The organism is Bradyrhizobium sp. MI1.11, from assembly GCF_055811255.1.
In genome coordinates this window covers 42,828-68,199 of the sequence record NZ_JBVVPM010000025.1, presented here as the reverse complement: position 1 = coordinate 68,199, position 25,372 = coordinate 42,828, and the positions used below count along the sequence as shown (strand labels likewise).

Here is a 25,372-nt window from a genome sequence, read left to right as displayed (position 1 = left end):
TCCGGCGCGGCGGCGCAGGCTGGCTGGATTCGGACCTCATCGCCCGACCGAGTCCGATTTCGGCTACTCGGCGTGCAGCGCGGGCATTATTGTCGCGCAATGGCGACAGGTTCGGAACATCGGCAGACGCTGCCACCGCATCTCGACTGGGACACTTGCGATCGCGCGCGCCTCGCGCGTGCGCGCGCATTCGACGGCCTGTTCTTTTCGGGTGTCCGCTCGACGCGGATCTACTGCCGGCCGGTCTGCCCGGTTCGCCCCGCGCGCTCCGAAAACGTCACCTTCTATCCGACCGCCGCCGCCGCCGAACGTGCCGGCTTTCGCCCGTGTCTGCGCTGCCGGCCGGAAACCGCGCCGGGGTCGCCGGCCTGGATGGGAACGGCGAGCACCGTTGCGCGCGGCGTGCGCCTGATCAATGAAGGTTTCCTGGATCGTGCATCCATGGCGGAGCTTGCAGAAGCCCTTGGCGTCGGGCCGCGCCATCTGCTCCGCCTGTTCATGCGCCATGCCGGGGCGAGCCCGAGCGAGATCGCGGCGACGCGGCGCGTGCAGGAAGCCAAGCGCCTGATCGACCAGACCAGCATGACATTGGCGGAGATCGCCTTCGCCGCAGGCTTCGGCAGCGTTCGCAGATTCAACGATGCCTTTGCCGCGACCTACAAGCGGCGGCCGTCGTCGTTCCGCCGGCCGCGATAAGCGCGCGGTGGGATCACCCGATCTGCTTCTCGCCGTGCCGCTCCGACAGCGTGAAAATCTCGACGCCGGTGGCGGTAACGCCCACCGAATGCTCGAACTGCGCCGACAGCGAGCGGTCACGGGTCACGGCGGTCCAGCCGTCGGAGAGGATCTTCACATGCGGCTTGCCGAGATTGATCATCGGCTCGATGGTGAAGAACATGCCGGGCTTGAGCTGCACGCCTTCGCCGGGCCGGCCGATATGGATGATGTTCGGCTCGTCGTGGAACATGCGCCCGAGGCCATGGCCGCAGAAATCGCGCACCACGCTCATGGCCTGCGGCTCGACGAAACTCTGGATGGCGTGGCCGATGTCGCCGGTGGTGGCGCCGGGCTTCACTGCGGCGATGCCGCGCATCATCGCCTCATAGGTCACCTCGATCAGCCGCTCCGCCTTGCGCGCGATCGGGCCGACCGCATACATCCGGCTGGAATCGCCGTACCAGCCGTCGACGATGAAGGTGACGTCGATGTTGACGATGTCGCCCTCTTTCAGCGGACGGTCGCCAGGCATGCCGTGGCAGACCACGTGGTTGAGCGAGGTGCAGGTCGAATAGCGGTAGCCGCGATACATCAGCGTCGCCGGATAGGCATTGTTGCTGAAGGCGAAGTCGCGGACGAACTGGTCGATGCGCTCGGTCGGAACGCCGGGCCCGACGATGTCGGTGAGCTCGTCGAGGCACTTCGCCACCAGCGCGCCCGCCTTGCGCATGCCGGCAAAGGCGCTTGGCCCATGCAGCTTGATCTGTCCGGTCTTGCGCAGGGAGGTATCGGAGGCTTCGACGTAGCTCATGCGGGCGCAATCTTCTGAGGTGGGCTCGATATCGGCGGAAAGGCTTGATTTCGCGCCCCAATTTAATGATTGCGCGCCTTCATGCAAGTCAGGCCTGCCTGCCTTGCGCCCCTAAGCTGGCCTAATTCGGGACTTCCATGATGGTTTCCACCGGCAGGGCACCGCCGCGGACGCGGATTTCGCGGACCGGGTAGGGAACCCGGATACCCTCGCGCTTGAAGGCGTCCCACAGCGCCAGCATCACGTCGCTCTTGACGTTGTCCATGCCGTCGGGGTCGGCGATCCAGAAGGTCAGCGAGAACTTCATCCCGGCTTCGGCGAACTCGGTCAGGATGCAATTCGGCGGCTTGCCCTTCTGTGCGCGCGGATGCGCGGCCGCGGTCTCGGCGGCGAGCTTGCAGACCAGCCGTGGGTCCGCGTCGTAATTGGTGCCGAAGGCGATCTTCACCAGCGTGTTCTTGTCGGTGTAGGTCCAGTTGACGACCTTCTGCGTCACCAGATCCTCGTTCGGCACCAGGAATTCGCGGCCATCGCCGGCGGCGACGGAAATATAGCGCGTCTTCATCGCGCTGATCCGCCCGGTGTTGTCGCCGATGGTGACGAGATCGCCAGGCTTCACCGATTTGTCGGCGAGCAGGATGATCCCCGAGATGAAATTGGCGACGATCTTCTGCAGGCCGATGCCGATGCCGACGCCGACCGCGCCGGAGAACACCGCGAGCGCCGAGAGATCGATGCCGACCGTGCCGAGCGCGATCACGATCGCGACCGCAAGCAGGCCGATGCGGATGATCTTGACCAGCAGCACCTGTACCGACGGGGTCAGATCGGTGGTCGAGTTGATCCGGCTCTCGGCGAAATTGCTGGCGATGTTGGTGAGCCAGAGCGCGATGAGCAGCAGCGCGCCGGCCTTGATCACCAGCAGCGGTGTCAGCCGCAGCCCGCCGAGCACGATGGCGAAGGAATCGAGCAGGTCGACCGTCGCATCGAGCTGGCCGAGGATCGAGAGCGCCGCGACGAACCAGGCCGTGATCGACACCAGCTTGACGATGAAGGCGTTGCGCAGCACCGAGGTCAGCAGCCGGATCGCGAGCCAAGCCAGCCCCAGCTTGGCGGCGACCATTAGGAGATAGCTGCGGCTTGGCCAGGTCGCGTGGTACATGACAACGCGCGAGACGATCACGAGCAGCGTGAACACCGCCGTCGAGGCGCTGGCGACCATCACCCGGGCGAAGTGCCGGAGCGGCAGCGGCCAGCGCATCGCCAGCGAGGTCATGTCGACCCGGCTGCGAACGGCGGCTTCGGCGGCATAGGCGATGCCGGCCGCGGCCAGAATGAGCCCGAACTGCAGGTAGAACCAGGGCGAGGAGATTTCGGCCCCGACGCTGCGCGCAGTGGTCTGCACGAACTCCATGAAGTCTTTGAGGTCCATGTCTATCGGTCTCGTCGGGGAGCGGGCGGGAGGCATTGATTCGAGCGCGCCGGAGAATCCCACAAAGGGCCCGGCCGGGCCACCGATACACCGCTAAGTAAAGAGCGTTAAGGCCGCAAAATGCGGGCAGATTGCCGCGAGCGGGAGAAAATGGGTTGGCGTGGGAGTCCGCCGACGATAAGGATGCAATTCCAGCGATTTCGTACCCGGAAGGTGGATGGCTTCCCTCGACACTGTCAGCCTCGCCATATTGCTCGGCGCCGTCCTGGTGTTGGCCGGGATCCTGTCAAGCCTGCTTGCGCTGCGCTTCGGCGCGCCCCTTCTGCTCGTCTTCCTCGCGATCGGCATGCTCGCGGGCGATTCCGGTCCCGGACAGCTGCAGTTCGACGACGTCCGAACCACCTATCTGGTCGGCTCGGTCGCGCTCGCACTGATCCTGTTCGATGGTGGCTTGCGGACCCGATTTGCCAGCATTCGCACCGTGCTCGCGCCTTCCATGGTGCTCGCGACCGTCGGCGTGCTGCTGACCGCGCTGATCACGGCGCCGTTCGCTAAATACGCGCTCGACCTCAACTGGACGGAGTCGCTGCTGGTCGGCGCGGTGGTGGCCTCGACTGACGCGGCCGCAGTGTTCCTGCTGGTGCATACCCAGGGCCTGCGCCTGCGCCCGCGCGTCGGGGCGACGCTGGAGGTCGAATCCGGCACCAATGATCCCTTCGCGATCTTCCTGACCCTGATGCTGGTCGAATACATCTCGCTCGGAACGGGCACGGCCGTGCATGTGCTGATGGAGTTCGCCCAGGAGGCCGTGCTGGGCGCCGTCGTCGGGGTGATCGGCGGGCGTCTGGTGGTCATCGCGCTCAACAAGGTCGCGCTGCCGCAGGGCCTCCATGCGCCGTTTGTCACCACCGCCGCGCTCGTCATCTTCGGCGGCTCGCAGATCATGCACGCCTCGGGCTTCCTCGCGGTCTATCTCGCCGGTATTATCATCGGCAACCGGCCGACGCGTGCGCATAATTCGGTGGTGGCCTTCCTGGACGCCGCGACCTGGCTCGCGCAGATCGTGATGTTCGTGCTGCTCGGCCTGCTGGTCTCGCCGAGCCGGCTTGGCGGCAGCGTGCTGCCGGCGGTCGGGATCGCATTCGTCCTGATGCTGGTGGCGCGGCCGATCGCGGTGTTCGTGTGCCTGGCGCCGTTCCGCTTCAACTGGCGCGAAAAGATCTTCATCGCCTGGACCGGTCTGCGCGGCGCGGTCGCGATCTTCCTGGCCTCGATCCCGATGCTGGTCGGGCTGTCGAAGGCCTATCTCTATTTCGACGTCGCCTTCGTCGTCGTCATCACCTCGCTCCTGCTGCAAGGCTGGACGCTGGCGCCGGCCGCGCGCAAGCTGCACGTGGCGCTGCCGCGCGCCGAGCGTGGCCCGCGCCGTGTCGAATTGGATCTGCCCGGCCAGCTCGAGCAGCAGCTCGTCGGCTATCCGGTGCGGTCCAAGAGCCTGTATTTTCGCCGCGGCCTGATCCCGTCCTGGTCGAAGCCGACGCTGGTGATCCGCAACGAGAACATCTTGACGCCGATTGAAGCCGAGCCGATCGCGCCCGGCGATTACATCTATCTGCTGGCGCCCCCGGAAAAGGCCGAATCGCTCGACCGCTTCTTCGTCGACATGCAGCCGAGCTCGGCGCCGGACCCGCATCTGCTGGGCGACTTCATGGTCTCCGGCGAGCACACGCTCGCCGAGCTCGCGGAGATCTACGGCGTGAAGGTCGGCGAGGACGAGAGCGGGCACACGCTCGCTGATTATTTCGACGTCCATCTCGACCGCGCGCCGAAAGAGGGGGCGGAGCTCGTGCTGGATCCGATCGTGCTTGTGGCGCGCTCGATCTCCGGTGGCCGAGTCAACGTCGTCGGCCTGCGCCTGCCGGAAGATGAGGAAACCCCCGCCCCGCTGACGCGCATGCAGGTCCTGCGGCGCAAGCTCGCGGATTTGTGGAGCTCGGTGGCGGGGGTTTAACGCTACATCCGCGTCGGCGGTCATTGATGAAGCGCACGTCTGCTTCTTCGTCGTCCTGGCCTAGTGCGCAATTGCGCACGGGGGCCAGGACCCATAACCACCGCCAGCTGTTTCGCGAAGGCTGGTGGTGACGATCTGCCCCACCCGCTTCTCCCTAGGGTAATGGGTCCTGCCTTTCGCCAGGACGACGGCGGGGTCCGTGGCGACAGCGCGGGAACCGCCACCAAATCGCCGCAACCGCCGAAGATTTGCGCGTCTTCGTGACCGCCGCTCCCGGAACGCTCCGCGATGCCGCTCGTTCTTAGCGGCGTAAACGCAGCTGACAGGAGTAATCCATGCGAAAGCTCATCTTGCCGGCGATCGTTGCGATCGGCATCGGATCGGCCGCGCCCGCGATGGCCTATGACACCGGAGATCAGATCTCGATGCAGGTCGCGCTCGATGTCGCCACCGATATCGGCGTCATGACCGTCTCGCACACCGAGTTCCTAGGCGATGAATGGCAGATCGAAGGCCGTGATCGCGCCGGCCGCTGGATGGAGGTCGACGTGGACGCCCGAACGGGCGAGGTGCGCAACGTCGATCGCGGCTGGTAGTTGCGGTTCCCGGTAGCAGAGCGCGCCGCCGCAACGCGCGGCGACCGCGTCGCCTCGGTGCGGCTGTCGAGCGCGCTCCACGTTCATCTGGTGGAAGCGCTCGGCAATGCGGAGCTGTCGCACTTCCTCGCCGATCTGCTCAGCCGGTCCTCGGTGATGGTCTCGGTCTACGAGTCCGCCCCAACGTCGTCCTGGCGAAAGCCAGGACCCATTACCCCGGGGAGTAGTTTTGCGAACACGGGCAGTTACGTTTTCTTCGCTGGTACGCACACCACCTGCCGCTGATAGATCACGCGGTATGGGTCCTGGCTTTCGCCAGGACGACGGCGGAGGGTGGGCCGGCGGCTTGCCTCATCCGTTGCCTGCTCAACCGCCCCTCACGTCAGCACCTTCACCCCGCCGAACGACGTCACGCGGCCGTGCTTCAGCATCACGATCTGCGTCGCGAGCTGGCGCAGCTCGGCGGCGTCGTGGCTGACATAGACCATGGGGACGTTGGCCTCGTCGCGCAGCCGCACCAGATAGGGCAGGATCTCCAGCTTGCGGCCCTCGTCGAGCGCGCCGAGCGGTTCGTCGAGCAGCAGCAGGCGCGGCCGCGACAGCAGCGCGCGGCCGAGCGCGACCCGCTGCCGCTCGCCGCCGGAGAGCTTTCCGGGACGGCGACCCTGCAGTGCGCCGATGTCGAGCAGCTCGATGACGCGCTTGTGCTGCGCCGGATCGGGCGCGAGGCGGTTCATCCGCCTGCCATAGTCGAGATTTTGCGCGACGTTGAGATGCGGAAACAGCCGCGCATCCTGAAACACATAGCCGATGCGACGGCGCCAGGTCGGGACATGAATGCCGGCCACGCTGTCGTCGACAGTCTCGCCGTCGATCACGATGATGCCGCGGTCGGGCCGCAGCAGCCCCGCGATCATGTTGACCAGCGAGGTCTTGCCGGCGCCCGACGCTCCGAACAGGCCGATGACGCGGCCCTCGCTCGCGAAGGCGGCGGACAGCGAGAATTCGCCGAGCTGCTTTTCGATGTCGACACGCAGCATGGTCAATTCCCGTGCAGGCGCGCGGTGGCGCGGCGGGCGAACCATTCGGCGGCAATCAGCGCACCGAGCGCCAGCACGATCGAGACGATCACGAGCCGTCCCGCGGCGGCGTCGCCGTCCGGGGTCTGGATCAGCGAATAGATCGCGGACGAAATCGTTTGGGTCTCGCCGGGAATGTTGGAGACGAAGGTGATGGTGGCGCCGAATTCGCCGATCGCTTTGGCAAAGCCAAGCACCATGCCGGCGAGCACGCCGGGCAGCGCCAGCGGCAGCGTCACCGTGAAGAACACTTTGAAAGGAGTGGCGCCGAGCGTCTCGGCGGCCTGCTCGAGCCGGCGGTCGATCGCCTCGATCGACAATCGCATCGGACGCACCAGCAGCGGAAACGCCATCAGGCCGCAGGCAAGCGCGGCACCGGTCCAGCGGAAGGCGAAGACGATGCCGAGATGGTCCGCCAGGAAGCCGCCGACGAGTCCGCGGCGGCCGAAAGTGAGCAGCAGCAGATATCCGGTGACGACGGGCGGCAGCACCAGCGGCAGATGCACCAGCGCATCGAGCACCGACTTGCCCCAGAACTCACGCCGCGCGAGCAGCCACGCCAGCGCAATGCCGAACGGCGTTGCCACCAGCGTTGCGATCACGGCGACCCTGAGCGAGAGCAGGATCGCCGTCCATTCGGCGGGAGAGATGTCGAGCATCAAATCGCAAAATTAAGTGGAGGGGCTGATCAGGAACTTGAAACCGTATTTTTCCAGAATGGTCTTGGCGGCGGTCGAGCGCAGGAAGGCGAGATAGTCGCTGGTCTCGCCCTTTGCCGTCGCGGTCGCAGCGACGGGATAGATGATCGCGGGATGCGAATCCGCCGGGAAGGTGCCGACGATCTTCACGCCGGGCTCGACCTTGGCATCGGTGGAATAGACGATGCCGAGATTGGCCTCGCCACGCGCGACCAGCGTCAGCGCGGCACGCACGCTCTCGGCCATGGCGAATTTCGGCTCCGCCGCCTGCCAGGCGCCGAGCTTTTCCAGCGCCGCCTTGGCATATTTCCCGACCGGCACCGACTTGACGTCGCCGGTCGCGATCCTGCCATCGCCGGCGAGTTTTGCGAGGTCGAAGCCCTGCGCGATGGCGACGTTGTCGAGTCTGGAATCCTTCGGCGCAATCAGCACGATGCTGTTGCCGAGCAGATTGACCCGGGTCGGCTCGTTGATGGTCTTCTTGGAGATCGCGTAGTCCATCCAGTCGGTGTCGGCGGAGACGAACACATCGGCCGGCGCGCCCTGCTCGATCTGCCTGGCGAGCACGGAGCTTGCGGCATAGCTGACGCTGAACTTGACGCCGGTCCTCGCGGTGTAGGCCGCGTCGACCTCGTCGAGCGCGTTCTTCATCGAGGCTGCCGCGAACACGGTGATGGTCTTGTCCTCGGCGGCGGCAGGCGAAAGGCCCGCGCCCGCGAGGATCACGAAAGCGGTGAAAAGTCCGGCAATACGAATCATGGATGCGCTCCGTGCGAGATCGCGCGCGCAAGAAGCACGCGCAGATCCGGCGTTGGTGGGTCTGAGCGACGAGCGGAAGCGCTGTTCCACGGGTCCCGGCGGCGGCTTACGGCCGGCAGGGATATCGCTACTCTCGAAGATAGCAGGCCAGGGCCTCAGGTCAAAGGCGACCGCTTGGCTCATTGCGCCGGTAGGATGGCGATTGAGAGCGAATTGTCCTTGGCGCCGCTGACCTGGAGCACGACGGGCTGGCCCGACAGCTCGTATTTCATGGTCTTGCGGATGCCGTCGCAATCGGTCGCGCCACTGAACGCCACGGGCTTGAGGGCATGCCCGTCCTGGACCAAATCGACCCACGCGCCCGAGGACAGGCTGACCGTGTAGAGCCCGGCCTTCGGGGCCTTGATGCCAGTGAAGCCGGCAAATGTGCCGTCCTTTGGCGCGCGCTCCGGAGGCGTCGGCAGTTTTGCCTCCGCGGACGCGACCAGCCCCAGCGTGATGGCCGACGACGGCAACGCGGCCTGCTCGCTTCCCGATGCCATCTTGACACCGTCGGGCGCGGTCAGCGCGGCGCGCTCGCGCTCGATCGACCATTTGAATTTGTCGCAGCCGCTGGGTTCTTCCGCCGCAAAGGTGGGCGCGATACCGAGCAACAGCAATCCAAGCAGCAGAGGGATGCGCATCTCAGTCCACCGCGATCATCACATCGGAGGCCTTGATCACCACCGTGACCTGCCCCTTCGCCTTGATGCCGAGGTCGTCGACCGCCTCGTTGGTGATCGAGGAGGTCACGATCGTACCGTTGCCGATGTCGACACGGACGTGGGACGTCGTGGCGCCCTTCGTGACTTCGATGACCGTTCCCTTGATCTGGTTGCGTGCACTGATGCGCATGGGCTCTCACAATGGCTGGCGCGCGCGACGAAGCCGCACGCGTGAGGAGGGATTTGGTTGATGAGGGCGGGATTGCATCCCGGCAGGGCCGACCCGCTTACGGCAGGGCAGCGCCGCACTCTAACGCATTTGGAGATCCGAGGACTAGCCGCTGACGAAGTTGTTACAGCCTGACCGGCTACGGCTTCGCATTGCCCGCGTGCAGCACGGCCTTGCACGCCGCCGGCATCTGCGCCAGCGTCATCGGCGGTTTCGGCTTCGGTGGCTCCGGCGGGGGTTTGGGGTGCAGCACGCCGTCGCTGAACCAGTAGGAGAGATCGGACGGCTTGCAGCCTTCGTCCTCGGATTGCGACGGCTGGCCCTCGCAGTCGCTCGCGCCCGCCGGGCAGTGCATGCGGATGTGGAAGTGGTAGTCGTGGCCCCACCACGGCCGGATCTTCGACAGCCAGGAACGGTCGCCCTTGGCCTCGCGGCACAGCGCCTTCTTGATCGCGGCATTGACGAAGATGCGCTGCACCGCCGGCTCCTGCGCCGCGTCGCGCAGCACCAGCACATGCCCCGGCGTGAACACCTTCGGATCGATGTCGAGCCGGTCCGGCCGCACCATCATCACCGCCGACATGTCCTCGCGCTCTTCGCGCGAGAGCCGATGGTCGGGCATCGGCGTCAGCCAGATGTCGGCATCGAGGCCGATCTGGTGGCTGGCATGGCCGGACAGCGCCGGCCCGCCGCGCGGCTGGGCGATGTCGCCGACCAGGATGCCCGGCCATCCCGCGTCCTTGTGCGCCCTCGCCGCAAGCCGCTTGATCAGCGCGATCATCGCGGGGTGACCATAGCTGCGATTGCGCGATAACCGCATCACCTGCCAATTGTCGCCATTGAGCGGCATCTGCTCGGCGCCGCCGATGCAGCCCTTCACATAGGAGCCGATGACGTGCGCCGGTCCCTTCGACGGCAGCAGCTTTCGCGCGAACAGCTCCTTGGCACCAATACTCGGATCGTTCGGATTAGCGAGCGGCGGCAGCGGTTTTGGGTTGATGCTGCCCTTGTCCTGGGCCAGCGCGTCGCCGGCGGCCAGGAGCGTCATGACGAGCAGGAGAGGGGCGAGGCGGCGGGGACTCATGTTGACATTCTTATAGCCCAACACCGCGTCAGGGTTAAGGAACAGTCCAGCAGATGAAATCTCGTTCAAAAGTCGCAGTTCCGCAGAGTCGGACGGCCGATTCTTAACGAGGCGATAACCCTCTCATGCATTGACCAAAATTCGTGCGCGGGACGCGTGCTCACTCCCTTCTGCATGCAATCGCGCGCGATCGCGGAAATGATTCAAGGCAGCGCGCAATTTTGCGCCATCTCGTTCTCCGATGACGACAATGCGATGTGCTTGGAGCGCCCATCGCCACTGCCGCGCCTTGCAAACGGGCAATGAGGGCTGTTTTTTCGAGACTGCCAGACCGTGCGTGCCACCGCCATGCCACCCAAGATTACCTTTTTTTCAGACACTTGCCCCAAGAGTTGCGGTGGCTGGGCGCGACTGGGGCGAGTGAAGTTGAGTTTGGGGTTTCGAAAGCCAAAAAAGCGAAAGGGAAGCGTGCTTGGCAGGTCCGGCCTGCACCCGCGCAAGCCGCGCTTTGCGCGCGCCCATCATCCTCCGTCCGAACGCGACGAAGTTCTGCGCCGCCGTGCCGAGGCTGCGATCGCGGAAGCGCGCAAATCCCATGAGCGCCTGCGCCAGGCCATCGACATCCTGCCGCAGGGCATCGTGTTTCTCGATGCCGAGGGCCGCTATGTCCTCTGGAACAAGCAATACGCGGAGATCTACAGCAAGACCGCCGATCTGTTCGAGGAGGGCGCCCGCCTGGAGGACACGCTGCGCATCGGCGTCGCCCGCGGCGACTATCCCGAAGCTGCCGGCCATGAGGAAGAATGGATCGCGGAGCGGCTGCAAAAGCTCTATCAGCCCGGCTCGCGCCACGAGCAGAAGCTGGCGGACGGCCGCGTCATCCTGATTGACGAGCGGCTAACCGAGGACGGCGGCGTCGTCGGCCTGCGCGTCGACATCACCGAGTTGAAGCAGCGCGAGGCCTCGTTCCGGCTGCTGTTCGACGGCAATCCGGTCCCCATGATCGTCTGCGCGCTGGACGACGAGCGCATCCTCGGCGTCAACGATGCCGCGGTCGCCCATTACGGCTATAGCCGCGCCGAGTTCGAGCGGCTGACGATCCGTTCCCTTCAGGCTTTCGACAGTGAGCCGCCCTGGACCGCCGCTTCGGCCGGTGAGGAGCAGGCCGGACGCACCTGGAAGCACGTCAAGGCCGATGGCGCCCTGATCGACCTTGCGATCTATTCCCGCGAACTGACCTATGCCGAGCGGCCCGCGGTGCTGCTCGCGCTGATGGACATCACCGAGCGCAAGCGCGCCGAGGCGCGGCTCGCCTTCATGGCCCAGCATGACGGGCTGACCGGTCTGCCGAACCGCAATCTGCTGCGCCAGCAGGTCGACGAGATGCTGCTGCATACGAGGCGCAGCACCGACAAGGTCGCCCTGCTGATGCTGGGGCTCGACAATTTCAAGGCGGTCAACGACACGCTGGGGCACGCGGTCGGCGACAAGCTGCTGCGCGGCGTCGCCAAGCGGCTGCGTTCGTCCTTGCGCGAGGACGACGCGCTGGCGCGGCTGAACTCGGACGAGTTCGCGATCGTGCAGAGCGGCCTGACGCGTCCCGAGGATGCGGTGCTGCTGGCCAAGCGCCTGCTCGAAGCCATCGCCGATCCCTATCTGCTCGACGGCCATTCCGTGGTGATAAGCGCCTCCATCGGCATCGCGATGGCGCCGGGCGACGGCGACGATTCCGAAAAGCTGCTCAAGAGCGCCGACATGGCGCTGTCGCGCGCGAAGCTGGATGCGCGCGGCTCGTTCGCGTTCTTCGAGGCGGCACTCGATGCGAAAGCGCAGACCCGCCGCAAGATCGAGGTCGAGCTGCGCGACGCCATCCAGAACGACGTCCTGCGGCCGTATTACCAGCCGCTGATCGACCTCCAGAGCGGCCGCATTACCGGCTTCGAGGCGCTGGTGCGCTGGCCGCATGCCGAGCGCGGCATGGTTTCGCCGGCCGAGTTCATTCCGGTCGCGGAAGAAACCGGGCTGATCAATCCGCTCGGCGGCCTGATGCTGCGCCGGGCCTGTCACGACGCAGCGACCTGGCCGGACGACGTCCGCGTCGCCGTCAACCTGTCGCCGCTTCAGTTCCGCAGCGGCAATCTGCTTTCGGTGGTGACGGATGCGCTGAAGCATTCCGGCCTGCCGCCGCGGCGGCTCGAGCTCGAGATCACGGAAACGCTGCTGCTGGAAAAGAGCGCCCAGGTGCTGGCGACGCTGCATGCGCTGCGCGCGCTCGGCGTGCGCATCTCGATGGACGATTTCGGCACCGGCTATTCCAGCCTGAGCTATCTGCGCAGCTTCCCCTTCGACAAGATCAAGATCGACCAGTCCTTCGTGCGCGATCTCGGCGCCAATCGCGAGGCCCAGGCGATCATCCGCTCCATCGTCAGCCTCGGCAAAGGCCTCGGCGTCACCATCACCGCCGAAGGCGTCGAGACCGAAGCCGAGCTGAGCTGCCTGCGTGCCGAAGGCTGCGACGAAGGCCAGGGCTTTCTGTTCAGCAAGGCCCGGCCGAATGCCGAGATCATCAGCCTGCTCGCCGCGCAGCGCGGCATCGACGGTGCCGAGGAAGACGCCGCGCTGGTGGCCTAGAGTTAGGATGCTGACCTGTTGTCTCGCGTCTCGACATGCCCAAACCTGGAAGCTCACCGACCGACAAGTGTTACGGCCTCTTGCTCCTCGGCAGGAGCGGTTTCATGGGACCGCACGAATACGAACCGGGATGCCGCGGGGATCTGTGCCTCGGCACTGCCATCCTGGCCGATGAGGATGAGTCCCGCGCCGCCATTGGCTACATTCAAGATGACGGGCGCGCCCTGCCAGGTCCCGATTGGCTCCATTCCGATGATGAGAAACTCGCCGATCGGCTGGTCGAAATATTGAAGCCTCAGTTGTGGTCCGACTTCTGCAGCCGCCAGGCCGAAACCCAATTGTTTGGCGCGCGCATAGATCTCCGCCAGCAACGCCGTGTCGGTCCGAAAGCCCAGTTCGGCTGCCGACACCGTGAAAAGCTCTACACTCGTTTTCGTGGCGCTAACGGTAAACGTTGGCCGCGCCAGAATTTCGCCAGCCGAGTTTCCGATACCACAACCTGCCGCATCCAAAGCGTTACTGAGGGCGAAGAAATTTGCAAACGTCCCGATCCTGATCGTCTTCCACGCGGGGAGATCGACGGCGGATGTGATTGGGACTTGCGGCCGATCAGACGGCGCCTGCTTGAGCTTCAGCTGATTCCGCAGGACGTCTCGCGCCGAGCATTGCGCCACGGCTTCGCTCGCAAACAGGAGAGTGCAGAGGGTGGCAACAAAGAGAATGCCACCATGGCGCCATCCCGGCGAATGACCCTGAATGGCATGGCAACTGACTTTCCTGCCAGCTGTGCGGCCCATAACGGACCTCTCTTGCGCAAATGCAGCGCGCTAAAAACAATTCGGAATTATCGCTTCCACATGGTCGGCGCGGTCACGGCGGAAAAGCCGTCGTCCTGTAGCTATGGAAATTAGTCGGAGAAAATTCACGAAGGTTCAGCGACGAAGACGCCGGATGGCGAGTTCAATATAGGTCAGCGTGCGTGCACTTTCGCAACTGGTTGACGTCAGCGGTCCCCTGAAAGGATCATCTTACCGACATCCTCGTAATGGGTGTCGCGCGCCTGGATCTGCTGGGCGATGGCGTGCATGTCGCGAAACCGGCGCTCGAACGGATTGCTGCGGAATACGGCGGTCGCGCCGGCCATGTGATAGGCGGTGTCGACCACCTTGGCCGACTGGTGAATGGTCCAGGTCGCGGCGAGGCGAACCGAGCTCCGATGCGCCGCGCTGAACGCGCCGGTCGCGCAGAGATCGCGCCACATCGCACTTGCCGTCGCATAGAGATAGGCGCGCGCGGCCCGCAGGTCGCCCTCGGTGCGGCCGATCAGGCCCTGGACCGCCGGGTTGTCGTGCATGGCGCTGGCCGCCAGCGACTGATGCTTGCCGCGCGCCAGCGCGATCGCGGCATCCAGCGTGGCGCGCGCCCCGCCGAGCGACACCGCGGCAAAGCCGAGGCTGAAGGTCGAGCCGGTGCCGATCCTGTAAAGTGGACCCTGCTCGCGTAGCGCGGACGGCACGTCACGAAACGCGGTGAAGCGCTCGGGGACGAACAGGTCGGCGACCTCGTAGGAATCGGTGCCGGTGCCGGCGAGCCCGATCGCCTGCCAGACGTCGTGCAGCACGGCGCTGGCGACCGGAAACAGGATGGTGCGCACCTCCGCCGAGCCGTCGGCATTTTTCCGCGGCGTGCCGTCGGCGCCGACGATGCGGACATGCGCCCCGAGCCAGCTCGCCTGCCGCGAGCCCGAGGCAAAATCCCAGCGCGCCGTGACGCGATAACCGCCCTCGACCGCCCGCGCCTCATGCGCGATTGCGCCCCAGGCGAGGATGCCCGGCGCCGTGTTGAAGATCTCCTGCGCGGTGTCGTGGTCGAGCGAGGCCGCGATCATCGCGCAGACCGCGCATTGACCAAGGCACCAGGCGGTGGAGGCATCCGCTTTCGCGATCTCCTCAAGCATCTGCATGAAGGCTTCCGGCGGCGCTTCGACCCCGCCAAGACTCTGCGGCAGCAGCGCGCGATAGAGCCCGTTCTCGATCAGCGCGCCGACGACAGCCGGCCTCAGCCGCCGCGACCGCTCGATATCGTCAGCCTCGCCCGCGATGAGAGGTGCGATGGCGCGGGCGCGTTCGACGAGGCCAAATCCGGGAGTTGCGTTCATGCGCGTTTCCTCGCCCATTCTTGCTGTGAGCGGTAAGAGGCAATGGTGGTCTATCTGGCGGGGAGGATCAAGCTGGTCCCAGCGTCATTCCGCACGCGCCAATTGGCGCGCCGCGGGATGACGGTTCGATCTCGCAAGCTCGCGCTGACGCGGCCGACATCACAGCTCGGACAAACCCGGCGGCGGCTTGCGTGCGTCGGTTGCTTGCTCGAAGGCATACGCCAGACGCAGCAGCTTGTGCTCGCTCCAAGCGCGCCCTGCGAAAGTGACGCCGAGCGGATAGTCGGGCGTGTCTTTGCCGTCGTCTGTCCCCGAGACGAAGCCGCCGGGCACCATGACGCTGGGATAACCCGCCTTGGCGGTGACTACGGCGCCGTAGGCGCCGGGGAACAGCACCGCGTCGAGCTCGTGCTGGTTCATATAGGCCTCCATGCCGCGCGTCCTGGCGGAGAGCAGGTCCATGACACGTGCAGACTTGTATTCGGGCTCGCTCAAATCGCCCCTGGTCAAGTCAGCGGCGAGAAAGTAGTCCTGTCCGAAACGGAGCGCTTTGTTGGCGTTCGCTGCGTTGAAGGCCACGATGTCGGCCATGGTCTTGATGTCTGTGTTGGTCGCCCATTCCCGCAGATAGAGATTGAGACCGTGCTTCATCTCGTACAGAAAGACGATCGGCGGTCTTGCGACCGTGCCTTTGTGGGCGCTCAGCGGATTGCGGTTGAGCACGGCCATGGTCGTGCCCGGTCCACCGATCCAGCCAAGTGTCGGCATGCTGGCGTGCACGATGACGGCGCCGAGATCCTCCAGCACCTTGATCGCCTCGGTCATCAGCTTGGTCGACTTCGGCAGCAGCTTGCCGTAATAGCAATCGTTCAGCGGGTCAGCGGGGTCGCTCGGCACGCCGATGCGCGCGCCCTTAACGGCGTCCGACGCGAGGCCGGCGGTGTAGTCGGCCGGGCGCCGCTGCGCTTGCGTCACTGGGTCGAGCGGGTCCTTGGCAGCCAGCACATTCAGCAGCATCGCCGCATCGCGCACCGTGCGCGTCATAGGCCCGGCGGTGTCCTGGCTGTGCGCGAGCGGCAGGATGCCGGCACGGCTGATCAGCCCGACCGTCGGCTTCACGGTGACCAGTCCGTTCAGGCTGGCAGGAAACAGCAGCGAGCCCGAGGTTTCGGTACCGATCGAGGCCGCGCACAGTCCGGCTGCCACCGCGACGGCCGAACCCGAGCTTGAGCCCCCTGGGGTCAGAACCGGGATGCCGTGCTCGTCCATCAGGCCTGGTGCGTAGGGGTTCTTCACCTGCCCGCCCAGCGATGAATAGCCCGAGGGCATGTCGATCGCGAGCATGTTGGCGAACTCCGTCAGGTTCGCCTTGCCCAGGAGCACCGCGCCGGCGCTCCGCAGCAGCTTGACGATGGTGGCATCATCCCTGGCGTGCGCGCCCTCGAGCGCCAGCGAGCCCGCCGTGGTCGGCTGTTCGTCGCCGGTCGCGATATTGTCCTTCAGCAGGATCGGTACGCCCGCCAGCGGCCGCTGGACCGACGGCCTCGTGCCGTCGAGCGTGCCCGCGAGCGCATCGGGATTGAGCGCGCGGACCGAGTTGAGTTTAGGCCCATCGCGGTCATAGACCGCGATGCGGGCAAGATAGAATTCGGCCAGTGCCCTCGCGGTGATCCGCCCGCCGGCCAGGGCATCGACGATGTCGCTCATCGGCGCGTGCGCGAGCATCTGCATGGTCGGTGCCGACGGCGTCCGTTCAGTCAGGCCAGCTCCAGGAAGCTCGGACATGCGCGTTTCCTCGCCCATTCTGCCGTGAGCGGTCAATCGCGCGATGGTGATCTATTTGCAGAGGAGGATCAAGGTGGTGTGGCGTCAATCCGGCAATCACTACGTGAAGTGCGGAATCGGAGATGATAGCGCAAGCTCGAAGAGCTCACGCCGGCCCCAAGAAACTATTGGTGCTGCTCGGACATTATCGTTGTCCAGAAGAGCATGATACTGTTCCGAAACAGGCAGCGATTTTGACCTCCAACCGGCAGCGGCAAATGTCCTCGTCTGATGCTCCGATGAAACGCGGTGACGCAGCCCGCCGAGGGCGGAGACAGACGAAGACCCTACTGCTGATTTTAGCCATCGGATTTCTCGTTTTCGGTGCCGCTGCGGGTACATTGTATTACGCGCTGCGGCCGATAACTCTTCGGATTGCCGTCGGACCGCCGGGAAGCAACGATCACAAAGTGATCGAGGCGATGACCGAGGCCTTTGTCAACGAGAGCAGGACCGTGAGGCTGTCTCCGATCACGACCGCCGGAGCGGCCGAAGCTCTCGCTCTGCTCGGTGCCGGCAAGGTCGACCTTGCGGTGGGTCGCGGCGATCTGGAAATGCCCGCCGACGCGCAAACAGTCGTCATCTTACGCAAGAACTTCGTCGTGCTGTGGTCTTCTTCGGGACCGGCGGGCAAGGGCTCCAAGCGAAAGCCGGCGGCGAAAATCAAGGAGGTCGCCGATCTCGCGGGACACAAGGTGGGGGTGATCGGCGCGACCCCGGCGAACGCCGCGTTGCTGAGGGTGATCCTGAGCGCCGCCGGTGTGGAGCCGGACAAGGTCACGGTCACTCAATTCGGCACGGGCCAACTCGAGGAGCTGGCGCGCGACCCGAGCCTCGACGCCTTCATGGCGGTCGGTCCGCTCGACAGCAAGATAACCGCCGACGCGATTGCCGCGACCGCCCGGATGCGGGGCGAGCCGAAATTTCTCGCGATCGACGCATCGGAAGCCATCGCCCTGAAGCATCCTCGTTATGAATCGGAGGAAATTCCGCCAAGCATTTTCAATGCGAATCCAGCCCGGCCGGATGACAAGGTGGAGACCGTCAGTGTCAGCCATTTGATCGTCGCACGGAAAGCCTTGTCCGAAACGACAGTGTCAGCGTTCTACCGCCAGCAATTCGCCCTCCGCCAGGCGATCGCCAGGCAGGTGCCTGGCGCTGCGCAAATCACCAAGCCGGACACAGAGAAGGAAGCCGAGCTGCCGGTTCACCGGGGAGCGGCGGCCGTGATCGACGGGACCGAGCGCACCTTCCTCGACAGGTACGGCGACTACTTCTGGTTTGCGCTCCTGCTTCTCTCCGGCATCGGCTCGGCCGGCGCCTGGCTGCGTCAATATCTGAATCGGGATGAAAGGGACGAGAACACCAGCCATCGCAACAGAATCCTGGCCCTGGTTTCCAAGGTGCGCACCGCGGAGTTCGACCACGAACTGCTGGCCATGCAGCAGGAGGTTGACAGCATCATCGAGGAAACGCTTGGCTGCTACGATGACGGCGCCATCGAGGAGGAGGAGCTGGCAGCCTTCGGCCTTGTGCTCGAACTGTTCGACCATGCCCTCAGTGAGAGGCGCGCAGCGTTGCAAACCCCTCCTTCGAACGTGCTCGCCGCGCGGCGGTAGGCGAAACAATAAGCCCGCTGCCCGCTGAATCCCAGAGAACAGTCCAAACCGGATCTAGGTCGGGTCCTTTAGCAGGCGCTCCATGATAATCGTGCGTTCGTCACCATGATAGCTGTCGTGCACCGCCTTGAACCCGAGCCGCGCGTAGAAAGTCTCGGCGGTAACGGAAGAAGGGACGGTCAGCGAAGCAATGTTTCGCGCGCGCGCCGTGCGCTCAATCTCGGCCATCAGCAGCTTGCCGATGCCCCGGGCCTGAACATCGGGAGCCACGAAAACGGTGCGGACCACATTTCCGTCGAGACCTGCGGTCGCAACGATGCGGCTGCGGATCGTGGCGACAAACACGGTGCGTTGTCCGATCAGTCGCCGTACGTCTTCGGGACTGAAGCTATGCGCGATCCTTTCGATGATCCCGTCCGCATAGTCCTTCGCGTTCGTTTCCCGCAGCGCCCACAAGATGACCGCGCTGATCTCATCGGCATCATCTGCGCGTGCAGGCCGGATTGCGCATTCCATGGGCCACTCCAGTCGGCGCGCCGGGTTCGCTCCGTGAAAAGCGCAATGACCCCTCGCTATTGCAGTCCCAGACCGCTGCAGTACCACGCCATGTCTTCGTGTCTCCAGCCCCGCTTGACGCCTGATTCCTTGCATTCGTTGTAGGTCTTGAAGTTTGCTCCGTTTCGGCAGCCTGACGGGTAGCTCCCGAAGCCGCCACCCGAGGTGGAACATGCGACCGGGCTGGCTGCCGTGGTCGGGGCGGCCGTGGCTTTGGGAGCTGCGTTCGCTGATGTGATCGACAAAATGATCAAGCCCCCTAACGCTAAAACCGAAGCTTTCATTGCCTTCTCCTGATCGCAGGGATGCGTCATGCTATCCCAGGATGTGTTGTAGCAGAAGATGCAACCGAGATGAAGGAACACTGTGCTGCGCGCGCTTTCTGGTTGTGCCATTCAACAGCAAACCCCCACTGCGTCGGTTCCTTCGGAGGAACGGTCATCAGCTCCAGGCGTTTGAGGTAGCGAAAGGACACTTGCATGACCGAGAAATTCGATCCGGCGCCGCCGGACAAGAACGCGGAAGATCTCAAGCGTGGCATCCGACGCGACAAGGCCAAGGACGACGAATTGGAAAAGGGCTTGAAGGACAGTTTCCCGGCGTCGGACCCGGTGAGCAGCACCCAGGCGTCGAAGGCGACGCCGGACGCATGAAGGAGGGATAGATTATGGGCATCGCAGCCTATGATATTGTTGGCAGGGATGGTGCATGGCACGTCGACCACGATGGTGAAATCAGGAACACTTACCAGACCAAGGAAGCCGCTTTCGAGGCGGCTGTTGCGGCGGCATCGCTTGCCATGCGGCAGGGTCACTCCGTCCGGCTGACGGTGCCGGAGAGCGAGAACGCCGTCGGCGCGGAAAATTCGGGCGGATGACCTTCGAGGAAATCCCCGTTCTACACGGCCGCCAGCAAATGAGCTGGCGCAAACGGCTTGCGCAAAAAAATCGTGTTGGGCGGCAGCGGCGCCATCATTGTCCCGGACATCAGCACGATGTTCAGCCCCGGATGGGCACTGCGAGCGTACTCTGCGAGCTCGAGCCCGGTCATTCTCCCTGCGAGGTTGTGATCGGTGATGAGCGCCCGCAGCTCCGTGCCCGTCGACGCCACGATAAGCTCCGCCGCTTCTGCGGTGGCACATTCGACGACTTCGAACCCTTCGTCCTTGAGGAGGTCGGATAGAACTTCGCGCTGGAGCGAGTCATCCTCGACCAGCAGCGTGACGAAATTCGACATGCGGTCATTCCCAACTTATCGGATGTTAATGCGCATCCCGGAAGATTGTTCGGTTGTGATGTCTTCGTTCGCAGCGACCTGCGCACGGCATGATCAGTCGAACATGTTGCATTCTCCTTGAGGCTTCGACGGAGGCGCCGAAGCGGGGATCGGACAGGAGTGGCAATGGCAATCGTCTTCATCACGGGCAGCACGGACGGTCTGGGCCGCGCAGCTGCCCAGTCTCTCCTCGAACAGGGCCACCAAATCGTCCTGCACGCACGATCGGCGGAACGTGCGGCGGCAATCTCCGAGCTTGACTCGCATTCCGCACGGGTCGTGATCGGCGATCTCAAGAGCGCCGCCCAGACGAGGCATGTGGCAGATCAGGTCAACGCGATCGGACGAATGGACGCGGTCATCCACAACGCCGGCGTCTATACCGAGCGCAGCCGCGGCCCGACGCCCGAAGGCCACGCCTCCACCCTGGCGGTCAACACGCTCGCGCCCTATTTGCTCACCGCCCTGATGAAGCGCCCCGATCGCCTGGTGTATCTCAGCAGCGGACTACATCGCGGCGGAGAGGGATCGCTAGGCGATCTCGACTGGACGAGGCGAGCCTGGGATTCGGCCAAGGCGTATGCGGAGAGCAAGCTGCACATGGTCGCACTGGCCTTTGCCTTGGCGCGGCGTTGGCCGCAGGTGCTGAGCAACGCCGTCGATCCCGGCTGGGCGCGCACCAAAATGGGCGGTGCCGGAGCGCCGGTCGGCGTGGCCACCGGACAACGGACGCAGACCTGGCTCGCCGTGAGCGATGATCCCGCCGCCCTGGTCAGCGGTCGTTACTGGCATGACCTCCGGCAACAAGAGCCGGCGCACGAAGCGACCGATCCCGATTTTCAGGAAAAGCTTCTCGACAAGCTGGGCGAGTTAACCGGGGCGACGCTGCCTCCGGCGTAGAAGCAATTCGCCTGATGCTCGTAGGATGGGTAGAGCGCAAGCGAAACCCATCAAACTTCCAGACAGCGCTCGTCGGCCGATGGGCTTCGCAAGAGCTCAACCCATCCTACGAGCTGATCGGGCGTTGGTCCAAATGACCGGAATGTGCACCGATGCCTTGTCGAGCCGGTGTTTCCTCCAAGCGCACCGAAGACCTCGCGTGAGGTCCGTCAGACGTCCGCTATCGGAAACACTTCCAGCTTGGCTGCTGATTTTTCCAGCAACGAGGCCTGACCTGTCCGCCGAGGGTCATTCCGATAGTTTTGAAAGTCCTCATCGGATGCGAAGCTGACGATGTGCATCTCGATGGTGCCATCCGGAGTTCGAAGCCGACGGTCCAGACGTCCGTTGAACTCGGGCAATAGCGGCAGAACCGCGCCCTTGTAGGCTCGAAAGTTCGCGATACCCTCTGCCGGTATTCGGGCCACGAGCACGACTGGTTTGCTTTGATGGGACATCGCCGCCTGCCGACCGCACCGCTGCCATGATGCCATCATGCTCCTGTTTTGCCCGACGAGTCAAACAGGATTCGTAAAATCGGAAGTTGGAAAAACCTTGTGCCAACAACGTGCCGGCTACTGTGCATGGGGTTGTTTTCGCGTTTTTTGTTATCCGGCCCCAAACATCCCTACCGGACCTGTGTTGTTTCGCTCGAGCCGGGCTAGGCCCCCGCCTCAGCTATCCACCTTCAGCGCGGCAATGAAGGCTTCCTGCGGGATGTCGACCTTGCCGAACTGCCGCATCTTCTTCTTGCCTTCCTTCTGCTTCTCCAGAAGTTTGCGCTTACGCGTGATGTCGCCGCCGTAGCACTTTGCGGTGACGTCCTTGCGCAGCGCACGCACCGTCTCGCGGGCGATCACCTTGCCGCCGATCGCCGCCTGGATCGGGATCTGGAACATGTGCGGCGGGATCAAATCCTTCATCTTCTCGACCATGGCGCGGCCGCGCCCCTCCGCGCGGGTGCGGTGGACCAGCATCGAGAGCGCGTCGACCGGCTCGTTGTTGACGAGGATCTGCATCTTCACCAGATCGGCCGGCTTGTAGTCGGTGAGATGATAGTCGAACGAGGCGTAGCCTTTGGAGACCGACTTCAGGCGGTCGTAGAAGTCGAACACGACCTCGTTGAGCGGCAGATCGTATTTCACCATGGCGCGGGAGCCGACGTAGGTCAGCTCCTTCTGCACGCCGCGGCGGTCCTGGCACAGCTTGAGCACGCTGCCGAGATATTCGTCGGGCGTGAGAATCGTGGCCTCGATCCAGGGCTCCTGGATCTCCGCGATCTTGACCACATCAGGCATGTCGACAGGATTGTGAATCGAGATTTCCTGCCCGTCGGTCAGGCTCATCTTGTAGATCACGCTCGGGGCGGTCGCGATCAGGTTGAGGTCGAATTCGCGCGACAGACGCTCCTGGATGATCTCCAGATGCAACAGCCCGAGGAAGCCGCAGCGGAAGCCGAAGCCGAGTGCGGCCGAGGTCTCCATCTCGTAGGAGAAGCTGGCATCGTTGAGGCGCAGCTTGCCCATCGCCGCGCGCAAGGTCTCGAAGTCGTCGGCGTCGGCGGGGAACAAGCCGCAGAACACCACGGGAATGGCCGGCTTGAAGCCCGCCAGCATCTCGGTGACAGGCTTCTTGTCGTCGGTGATGGTGTCGCCGACGCGGGTGTCGGCCACTTCTTTGATCGCGGCGGTGATGAAGCCGATCTCGCCGGGGCCGAGCTCGTCGACCTGCGTCATCTTCGGGGTGAAGAAGCCGACGCGCTCGATGTCATAGGCCGCGCCCGTGCCCATCATGCGAACCCGGCTGCCCTTCTTCATGACACCGTCGACGACGCGGATCAGCACGACGACGCCGAGATAGACGTCGTACCAGCTGTCGACCAGCAGCGCCTTCAGCGTCGCCTCGCGGTCGCCCTTCGGCGGCGGCAGGCGGGTGACGATCGCTTCCAGCACATCGGGCACGCCGAGGCCGGTCTTGGCCGAGATCATCACGGACTCGGAGGCGTCGATGCCGATGACGTCCTCGATCTGTTGCTTGACCTTCTCGGGCTCTGCGGCGGGGAGGTCGACCTTGTTCAGGACCGGAACGATCTCATGCCCCGCATCGAGCGCGTGGTAGACGTTGGCGAGCGTCTGCGCCTCGACGCCCTGGCTGGCGTCGACCACCAGCAGGGAACCCTCGCAGGCCGCCAGCGACCGCGAGACTTCGTAGGCGAAGTCGACATGGCCGGGCGTGTCCATCAGGTTGAAGATGTAATCCTTGCCGTCCTTGGCGCGGTAGGCGAGGCGCACCGTCTGCGCCTTGATGGTGATGCCGCGCTCGCGCTCGATGTCCATGGAATCGAGCACCTGCTCCTTGCCCGCCATTTCCCGGTCGGTGAGGCCGCCGGTCATCTGAATCAGGCGGTCGGCCAGCGTCGATTTGCCATGGTCGATATGGGCGACGATGGAGAAATTGCGGATGTTGGAAATGGGGACGGTCGTCATGGGCGCGGGATACCACTCACATCCCCGTGCGGCAACCATATTGCTGTATTTTCAGGGCCTTTGTTCACGCCAAGCTGATTCCACGACAGCCCGAAACGCGCTACGCAACGCCTGATGTCCAGGCCCATGTCGACGACCTCGATCCCGTCTGCCCGAGCGCGCGCGAAGACCCGGGTGAGCTATGCCCGCTTTCGGGCCTGGCTGGTTGCCAGCGCGACCCGCCCCGAGGCGCGCCTGTGGCTGGTGATCCAGCTCGCCATCCTGCATGCGGTGCTCTGGACCTTCATCCTGATCAATCTCAAGGCAGCGCAGGACGTTCACATGGACGTCGCGGAAGCCTGGGGCTGGGGGCAGAAATTCCTCTGGGGCTATGGCAAGCACCCGCCGTTGTCGGGCTGGGTCGCCGGCCTCTGGTTCACGGTGTTCCCGCCGACGGACTGGGCGACCTATGCGCTGGCGATGGCGACCGTCGGCACCGGTATGGTGATCTGCTGGCTCATCGCGCTACGCGTCGTGGATGCGCGGCGCGCGTTCCTGGTCGTGGTGATGGTCGCGCTCTACCCGATCTTCAATTTCAAGGGTTTCAAGTACAATCCCGATCTGCTCCAGCTCGTCACCTTGCCGCTCCTCGTGCTCGCTTATCTCAATGCGTTCGAGAAGCGGAGCTGGCAATCCGGGATCTTGCTCGGCCTTGCCGGCGCGCTGGCGCTGATGACCAAATACTGGGTGCTGACCATGATCGGCGCCATCGGGCTCGCCGCGCTGATCCATCCGGAGCGGATGAGATTCCTGTCGTCGCCGGCGCCATGGGTTGCGATCGCGTCGATGATGGTGGCGATGATCCCGCACATCGTCTGGCTGGCGGACGCGCATTTCGTGCCGCTGACCTATGCGGGCGATACTTACAGCCTCGAGGACAGCGGCCAGGTGCATCAGCTGGTGGCCGGCTATGCCCTGCACAATGTCGCGCTGCTGGCATTGCCGGTGGCGCTGGCGGCGCTGGCGATGGCGCTGGTGCCACCTTGGTTCAGGCTGCTCCTGCGTGCGCCCTTGCGCATCGTCACGCGCGCCTGGGCGCGCGGCGCGAATGCGAGCGTGAACCTTTCGCAGGCGCGCAACGTCTGGATCATCCAGATCATCGTCGCGGTCGGACCCGCGCTCGGCGCGCTGGCGTTCAGCATCTACATGAAGACCGATTGGGGCATCTCGCTGTTCTTTCTGGTGCCGCTCTCGCTGGTCGCGATCCCGGCGTTGCGGGTGCAGAGTGCGGCGCTGTTCAACATTGTCGCGATCTGGCTCGTGCTCAGCGTCGCCACGCTCATTGCCTCGCCCTGGATCGCCGCGCGCGAGATGACGGCCAATGCCGGCAACACGGCGACTTATGGCGCGCGCTCGGATCTCGCACGCGAGCTGACGCAGGCCTGGCACGCGCGCTTCGCCTCGCGCTGGGCGGTCGTCGCCGGCACCATGGAGTCGATCCAGCCGATGGTGTTCTACAGCCCGGATCATCCGGCCGCGTTCACGCCGCTCGAAGCCTGGGGGTCCGGGTTGATTTCGCCCGATGACGTCAAGCGATACGGCTTCATCGGCGTGTTCGACCCGGCCGACGGCCGCCTGCCGGCGTTCGAGAAATGGGTGTCCGAAGTTGCGCCAAACGCCGAGCGCATCGTCATGACGACGCGCCGTTTCACCCACGGCAAGGCCGGTCCGTCGATGAGCTGGAACATCTACATCGCGCCGCCGGGGAAATGATCGAGGCGAAGCC

25 protein-coding genes are annotated in these 25,372 nt (G+C 64.6%); 10 read left to right on the top strand and 15 right to left on the bottom strand.

What is annotated here, in order from left to right; genetic code table 11:
- Positions 1–99 precede the first annotated feature (99 nt).
- Positions 100–696 carry a bifunctional transcriptional activator/DNA repair enzyme AdaA gene (locus tag AC0L30_RS23835; protein WP_007597788.1) on the top strand — a complete coding sequence of 199 codons (597 nt, stop codon included), beginning with the start codon at positions 100–102 and terminating at the stop codon, positions 694–696.
- Positions 697–709: 13 nt separating this feature from the next.
- On the opposite strand, the gene map is transcribed toward AC0L30_RS23835, so the two are convergent.
- A complete protein-coding gene (gene map / locus AC0L30_RS23830) occupies positions 710–1,528 on the bottom strand; it encodes a type I methionyl aminopeptidase (RefSeq protein WP_007597786.1) in 819 nt (272 codons plus the stop codon).
- A 121-nt stretch (positions 1,529–1,649) separates the two neighbouring features.
- On the bottom strand, positions 1,650–2,966 hold the full coding sequence (locus AC0L30_RS23825; protein WP_035995330.1) for a mechanosensitive ion channel family protein: 1,317 nt from the start codon (positions 2,964–2,966) through the stop codon (positions 1,650–1,652).
- A gap of 211 nt (positions 2,967–3,177) precedes the next feature.
- Between AC0L30_RS23825 and AC0L30_RS23820 the strand changes: the two genes are divergently transcribed.
- The 3 genes from AC0L30_RS23820 (at position 3,178) to AC0L30_RS23810 (ending at position 5,852) form a co-directional block, all read left to right on the top strand.
- The gene (locus AC0L30_RS23820) at positions 3,178–4,971 is read left to right on the top strand and encodes a potassium/proton antiporter (RefSeq protein ID WP_473405322.1); all 1,794 of its coding nucleotides are present in this window, start codon (positions 3,178–3,180) and stop codon (positions 4,969–4,971) included.
- Positions 4,972–5,306: 335 nt separating this feature from the next.
- Positions 5,307–5,567 (top strand): PepSY domain-containing protein, encoded by a 261-nt coding sequence (locus tag AC0L30_RS23815; RefSeq protein ID WP_007597783.1) that lies wholly within the window; start codon positions 5,307–5,309, stop codon positions 5,565–5,567.
- The gene (locus AC0L30_RS23810; RefSeq protein ID WP_246648522.1) at positions 5,568–5,852 is read left to right on the top strand and encodes a GntR family transcriptional regulator; all 285 of its coding nucleotides are present in this window, start codon (positions 5,568–5,570) and stop codon (positions 5,850–5,852) included.
- 92 nt (positions 5,853–5,944) lie between these two features.
- Here AC0L30_RS23810 and modC read toward each other — a convergent pair whose 3' ends face one another.
- From modC to mepA, 6 genes are all read right to left on the bottom strand, one after another.
- Positions 5,945–6,607 (bottom strand): molybdenum ABC transporter ATP-binding protein, encoded by a 663-nt coding sequence (modC, locus tag AC0L30_RS23805; protein WP_007597782.1) that lies wholly within the window; start codon positions 6,605–6,607, stop codon positions 5,945–5,947.
- A gap of 2 nt (positions 6,608–6,609) precedes the next feature.
- Entirely contained in the window at positions 6,610–7,305 is a 696-nt protein-coding gene (gene modB, locus AC0L30_RS23800) for a molybdate ABC transporter permease subunit (RefSeq protein WP_007597781.1), read from the bottom strand.
- Between the two features lie 12 nt (positions 7,306–7,317).
- Positions 7,318–8,103, bottom strand: a complete 786-nt coding sequence (gene modA, locus AC0L30_RS23795) for a molybdate ABC transporter substrate-binding protein (RefSeq protein WP_354162396.1) — start codon at positions 8,101–8,103, stop codon at positions 7,318–7,320.
- Between the two features lie 179 nt (positions 8,104–8,282).
- On the bottom strand, positions 8,283–8,786 hold the full coding sequence (locus AC0L30_RS23790) for a hypothetical protein (RefSeq protein WP_219679134.1): 504 nt from the start codon (positions 8,784–8,786) through the stop codon (positions 8,283–8,285).
- Between the two features lies 1 nt (position 8,787).
- The gene (locus tag AC0L30_RS23785) at positions 8,788–8,997 is read right to left on the bottom strand and encodes a TOBE domain-containing protein (protein WP_007597777.1); all 210 of its coding nucleotides are present in this window, start codon (positions 8,995–8,997) and stop codon (positions 8,788–8,790) included.
- Positions 8,998–9,175: 178 nt separating this feature from the next.
- Positions 9,176–10,120, bottom strand: coding sequence for a penicillin-insensitive murein endopeptidase (gene mepA / locus AC0L30_RS23780; RefSeq protein ID WP_035995328.1), 945 nt, complete (start codon positions 10,118–10,120; stop codon positions 9,176–9,178).
- 468 nt (positions 10,121–10,588) lie between these two features.
- On the opposite strand from mepA, the gene AC0L30_RS23775 reads away from it, so the two are divergent.
- Positions 10,589–12,751 (top strand): putative bifunctional diguanylate cyclase/phosphodiesterase, encoded by a 2,163-nt coding sequence (locus AC0L30_RS23775; protein WP_007597774.1) that lies wholly within the window; start codon positions 10,589–10,591, stop codon positions 12,749–12,751.
- A gap of 53 nt (positions 12,752–12,804) precedes the next feature.
- Here the strand turns inward: AC0L30_RS23775 and AC0L30_RS23770 are convergent, their stop codons facing one another.
- From AC0L30_RS23770 to AC0L30_RS23760, 3 genes are all read right to left on the bottom strand, one after another.
- The gene (locus tag AC0L30_RS23770; RefSeq protein ID WP_473405321.1) at positions 12,805–13,548 is read right to left on the bottom strand and encodes a hypothetical protein; all 744 of its coding nucleotides are present in this window, start codon (positions 13,546–13,548) and stop codon (positions 12,805–12,807) included.
- Between the two features lie 206 nt (positions 13,549–13,754).
- Positions 13,755–14,909, bottom strand: coding sequence for an acyl-CoA dehydrogenase family protein (locus AC0L30_RS23765; protein ID WP_473405320.1), 1,155 nt, complete (start codon positions 14,907–14,909; stop codon positions 13,755–13,757).
- 159 nt (positions 14,910–15,068) lie between these two features.
- Positions 15,069–16,694, bottom strand: a complete 1,626-nt coding sequence (locus AC0L30_RS23760; protein ID WP_473405319.1) for an amidase family protein — start codon at positions 16,692–16,694, stop codon at positions 15,069–15,071.
- A 278-nt stretch (positions 16,695–16,972) separates the two neighbouring features.
- On the opposite strand from AC0L30_RS23760, the gene AC0L30_RS23755 reads away from it, so the two are divergent.
- A complete protein-coding gene (locus AC0L30_RS23755; protein ID WP_473367576.1) occupies positions 16,973–18,352 on the top strand; it encodes a TAXI family TRAP transporter solute-binding subunit in 1,380 nt (459 codons plus the stop codon).
- A 54-nt stretch (positions 18,353–18,406) separates the two neighbouring features.
- On the opposite strand, the gene AC0L30_RS23750 is transcribed toward AC0L30_RS23755, so the two are convergent.
- Positions 18,407–18,868 (bottom strand): GNAT family N-acetyltransferase, encoded by a 462-nt coding sequence (locus AC0L30_RS23750; RefSeq protein WP_473405318.1) that lies wholly within the window; start codon positions 18,866–18,868, stop codon positions 18,407–18,409.
- Between the two features lie 518 nt (positions 18,869–19,386).
- Between AC0L30_RS23750 and AC0L30_RS23745 the strand changes: the two genes are divergently transcribed.
- Complete coding sequence (locus AC0L30_RS23745) at positions 19,387–19,560, top strand: hypothetical protein (RefSeq protein WP_219679146.1); 174 nt, start codon at positions 19,387–19,389, stop codon at positions 19,558–19,560.
- A 14-nt stretch (positions 19,561–19,574) separates the two neighbouring features.
- The gene (locus tag AC0L30_RS23740) at positions 19,575–19,784 is read left to right on the top strand and encodes a hypothetical protein (protein ID WP_219679148.1); all 210 of its coding nucleotides are present in this window, start codon (positions 19,575–19,577) and stop codon (positions 19,782–19,784) included.
- Positions 19,785–19,804: 20 nt separating this feature from the next.
- Here the strand turns inward: AC0L30_RS23740 and AC0L30_RS23735 are convergent, their stop codons facing one another.
- Positions 19,805–20,143 carry a response regulator gene (locus AC0L30_RS23735; protein WP_473405317.1) on the bottom strand — a complete coding sequence of 113 codons (339 nt, stop codon included), beginning with the start codon at positions 20,141–20,143 and terminating at the stop codon, positions 19,805–19,807.
- A 165-nt stretch (positions 20,144–20,308) separates the two neighbouring features.
- On the opposite strand from AC0L30_RS23735, the gene AC0L30_RS23730 reads away from it, so the two are divergent.
- Positions 20,309–21,082: an SDR family NAD(P)-dependent oxidoreductase gene (locus tag AC0L30_RS23730; protein ID WP_473405316.1), complete on the top strand. Its 774-nt coding sequence runs from the start codon at positions 20,309–20,311 to the stop codon at positions 21,080–21,082.
- A 209-nt stretch (positions 21,083–21,291) separates the two neighbouring features.
- On the opposite strand, the gene AC0L30_RS23725 is transcribed toward AC0L30_RS23730, so the two are convergent.
- Positions 21,292–21,579, bottom strand: coding sequence for a hypothetical protein (locus AC0L30_RS23725; protein ID WP_473405315.1), 288 nt, complete (start codon positions 21,577–21,579; stop codon positions 21,292–21,294).
- A gap of 216 nt (positions 21,580–21,795) precedes the next feature.
- A complete protein-coding gene (gene lepA, locus AC0L30_RS23720; RefSeq protein WP_007597755.1) occupies positions 21,796–23,607 on the bottom strand; it encodes a translation elongation factor 4 in 1,812 nt (603 codons plus the stop codon).
- Positions 23,608–23,733: 126 nt separating this feature from the next.
- Here lepA and AC0L30_RS23715 point away from each other — a divergent pair, with 126 nt between their 5' ends.
- The gene (locus AC0L30_RS23715; protein ID WP_007597754.1) at positions 23,734–25,359 is read left to right on the top strand and encodes a glycosyltransferase family 39 protein; all 1,626 of its coding nucleotides are present in this window, start codon (positions 23,734–23,736) and stop codon (positions 25,357–25,359) included.
- The last annotated feature ends 13 nt before the right edge of the window (positions 25,360–25,372 follow it).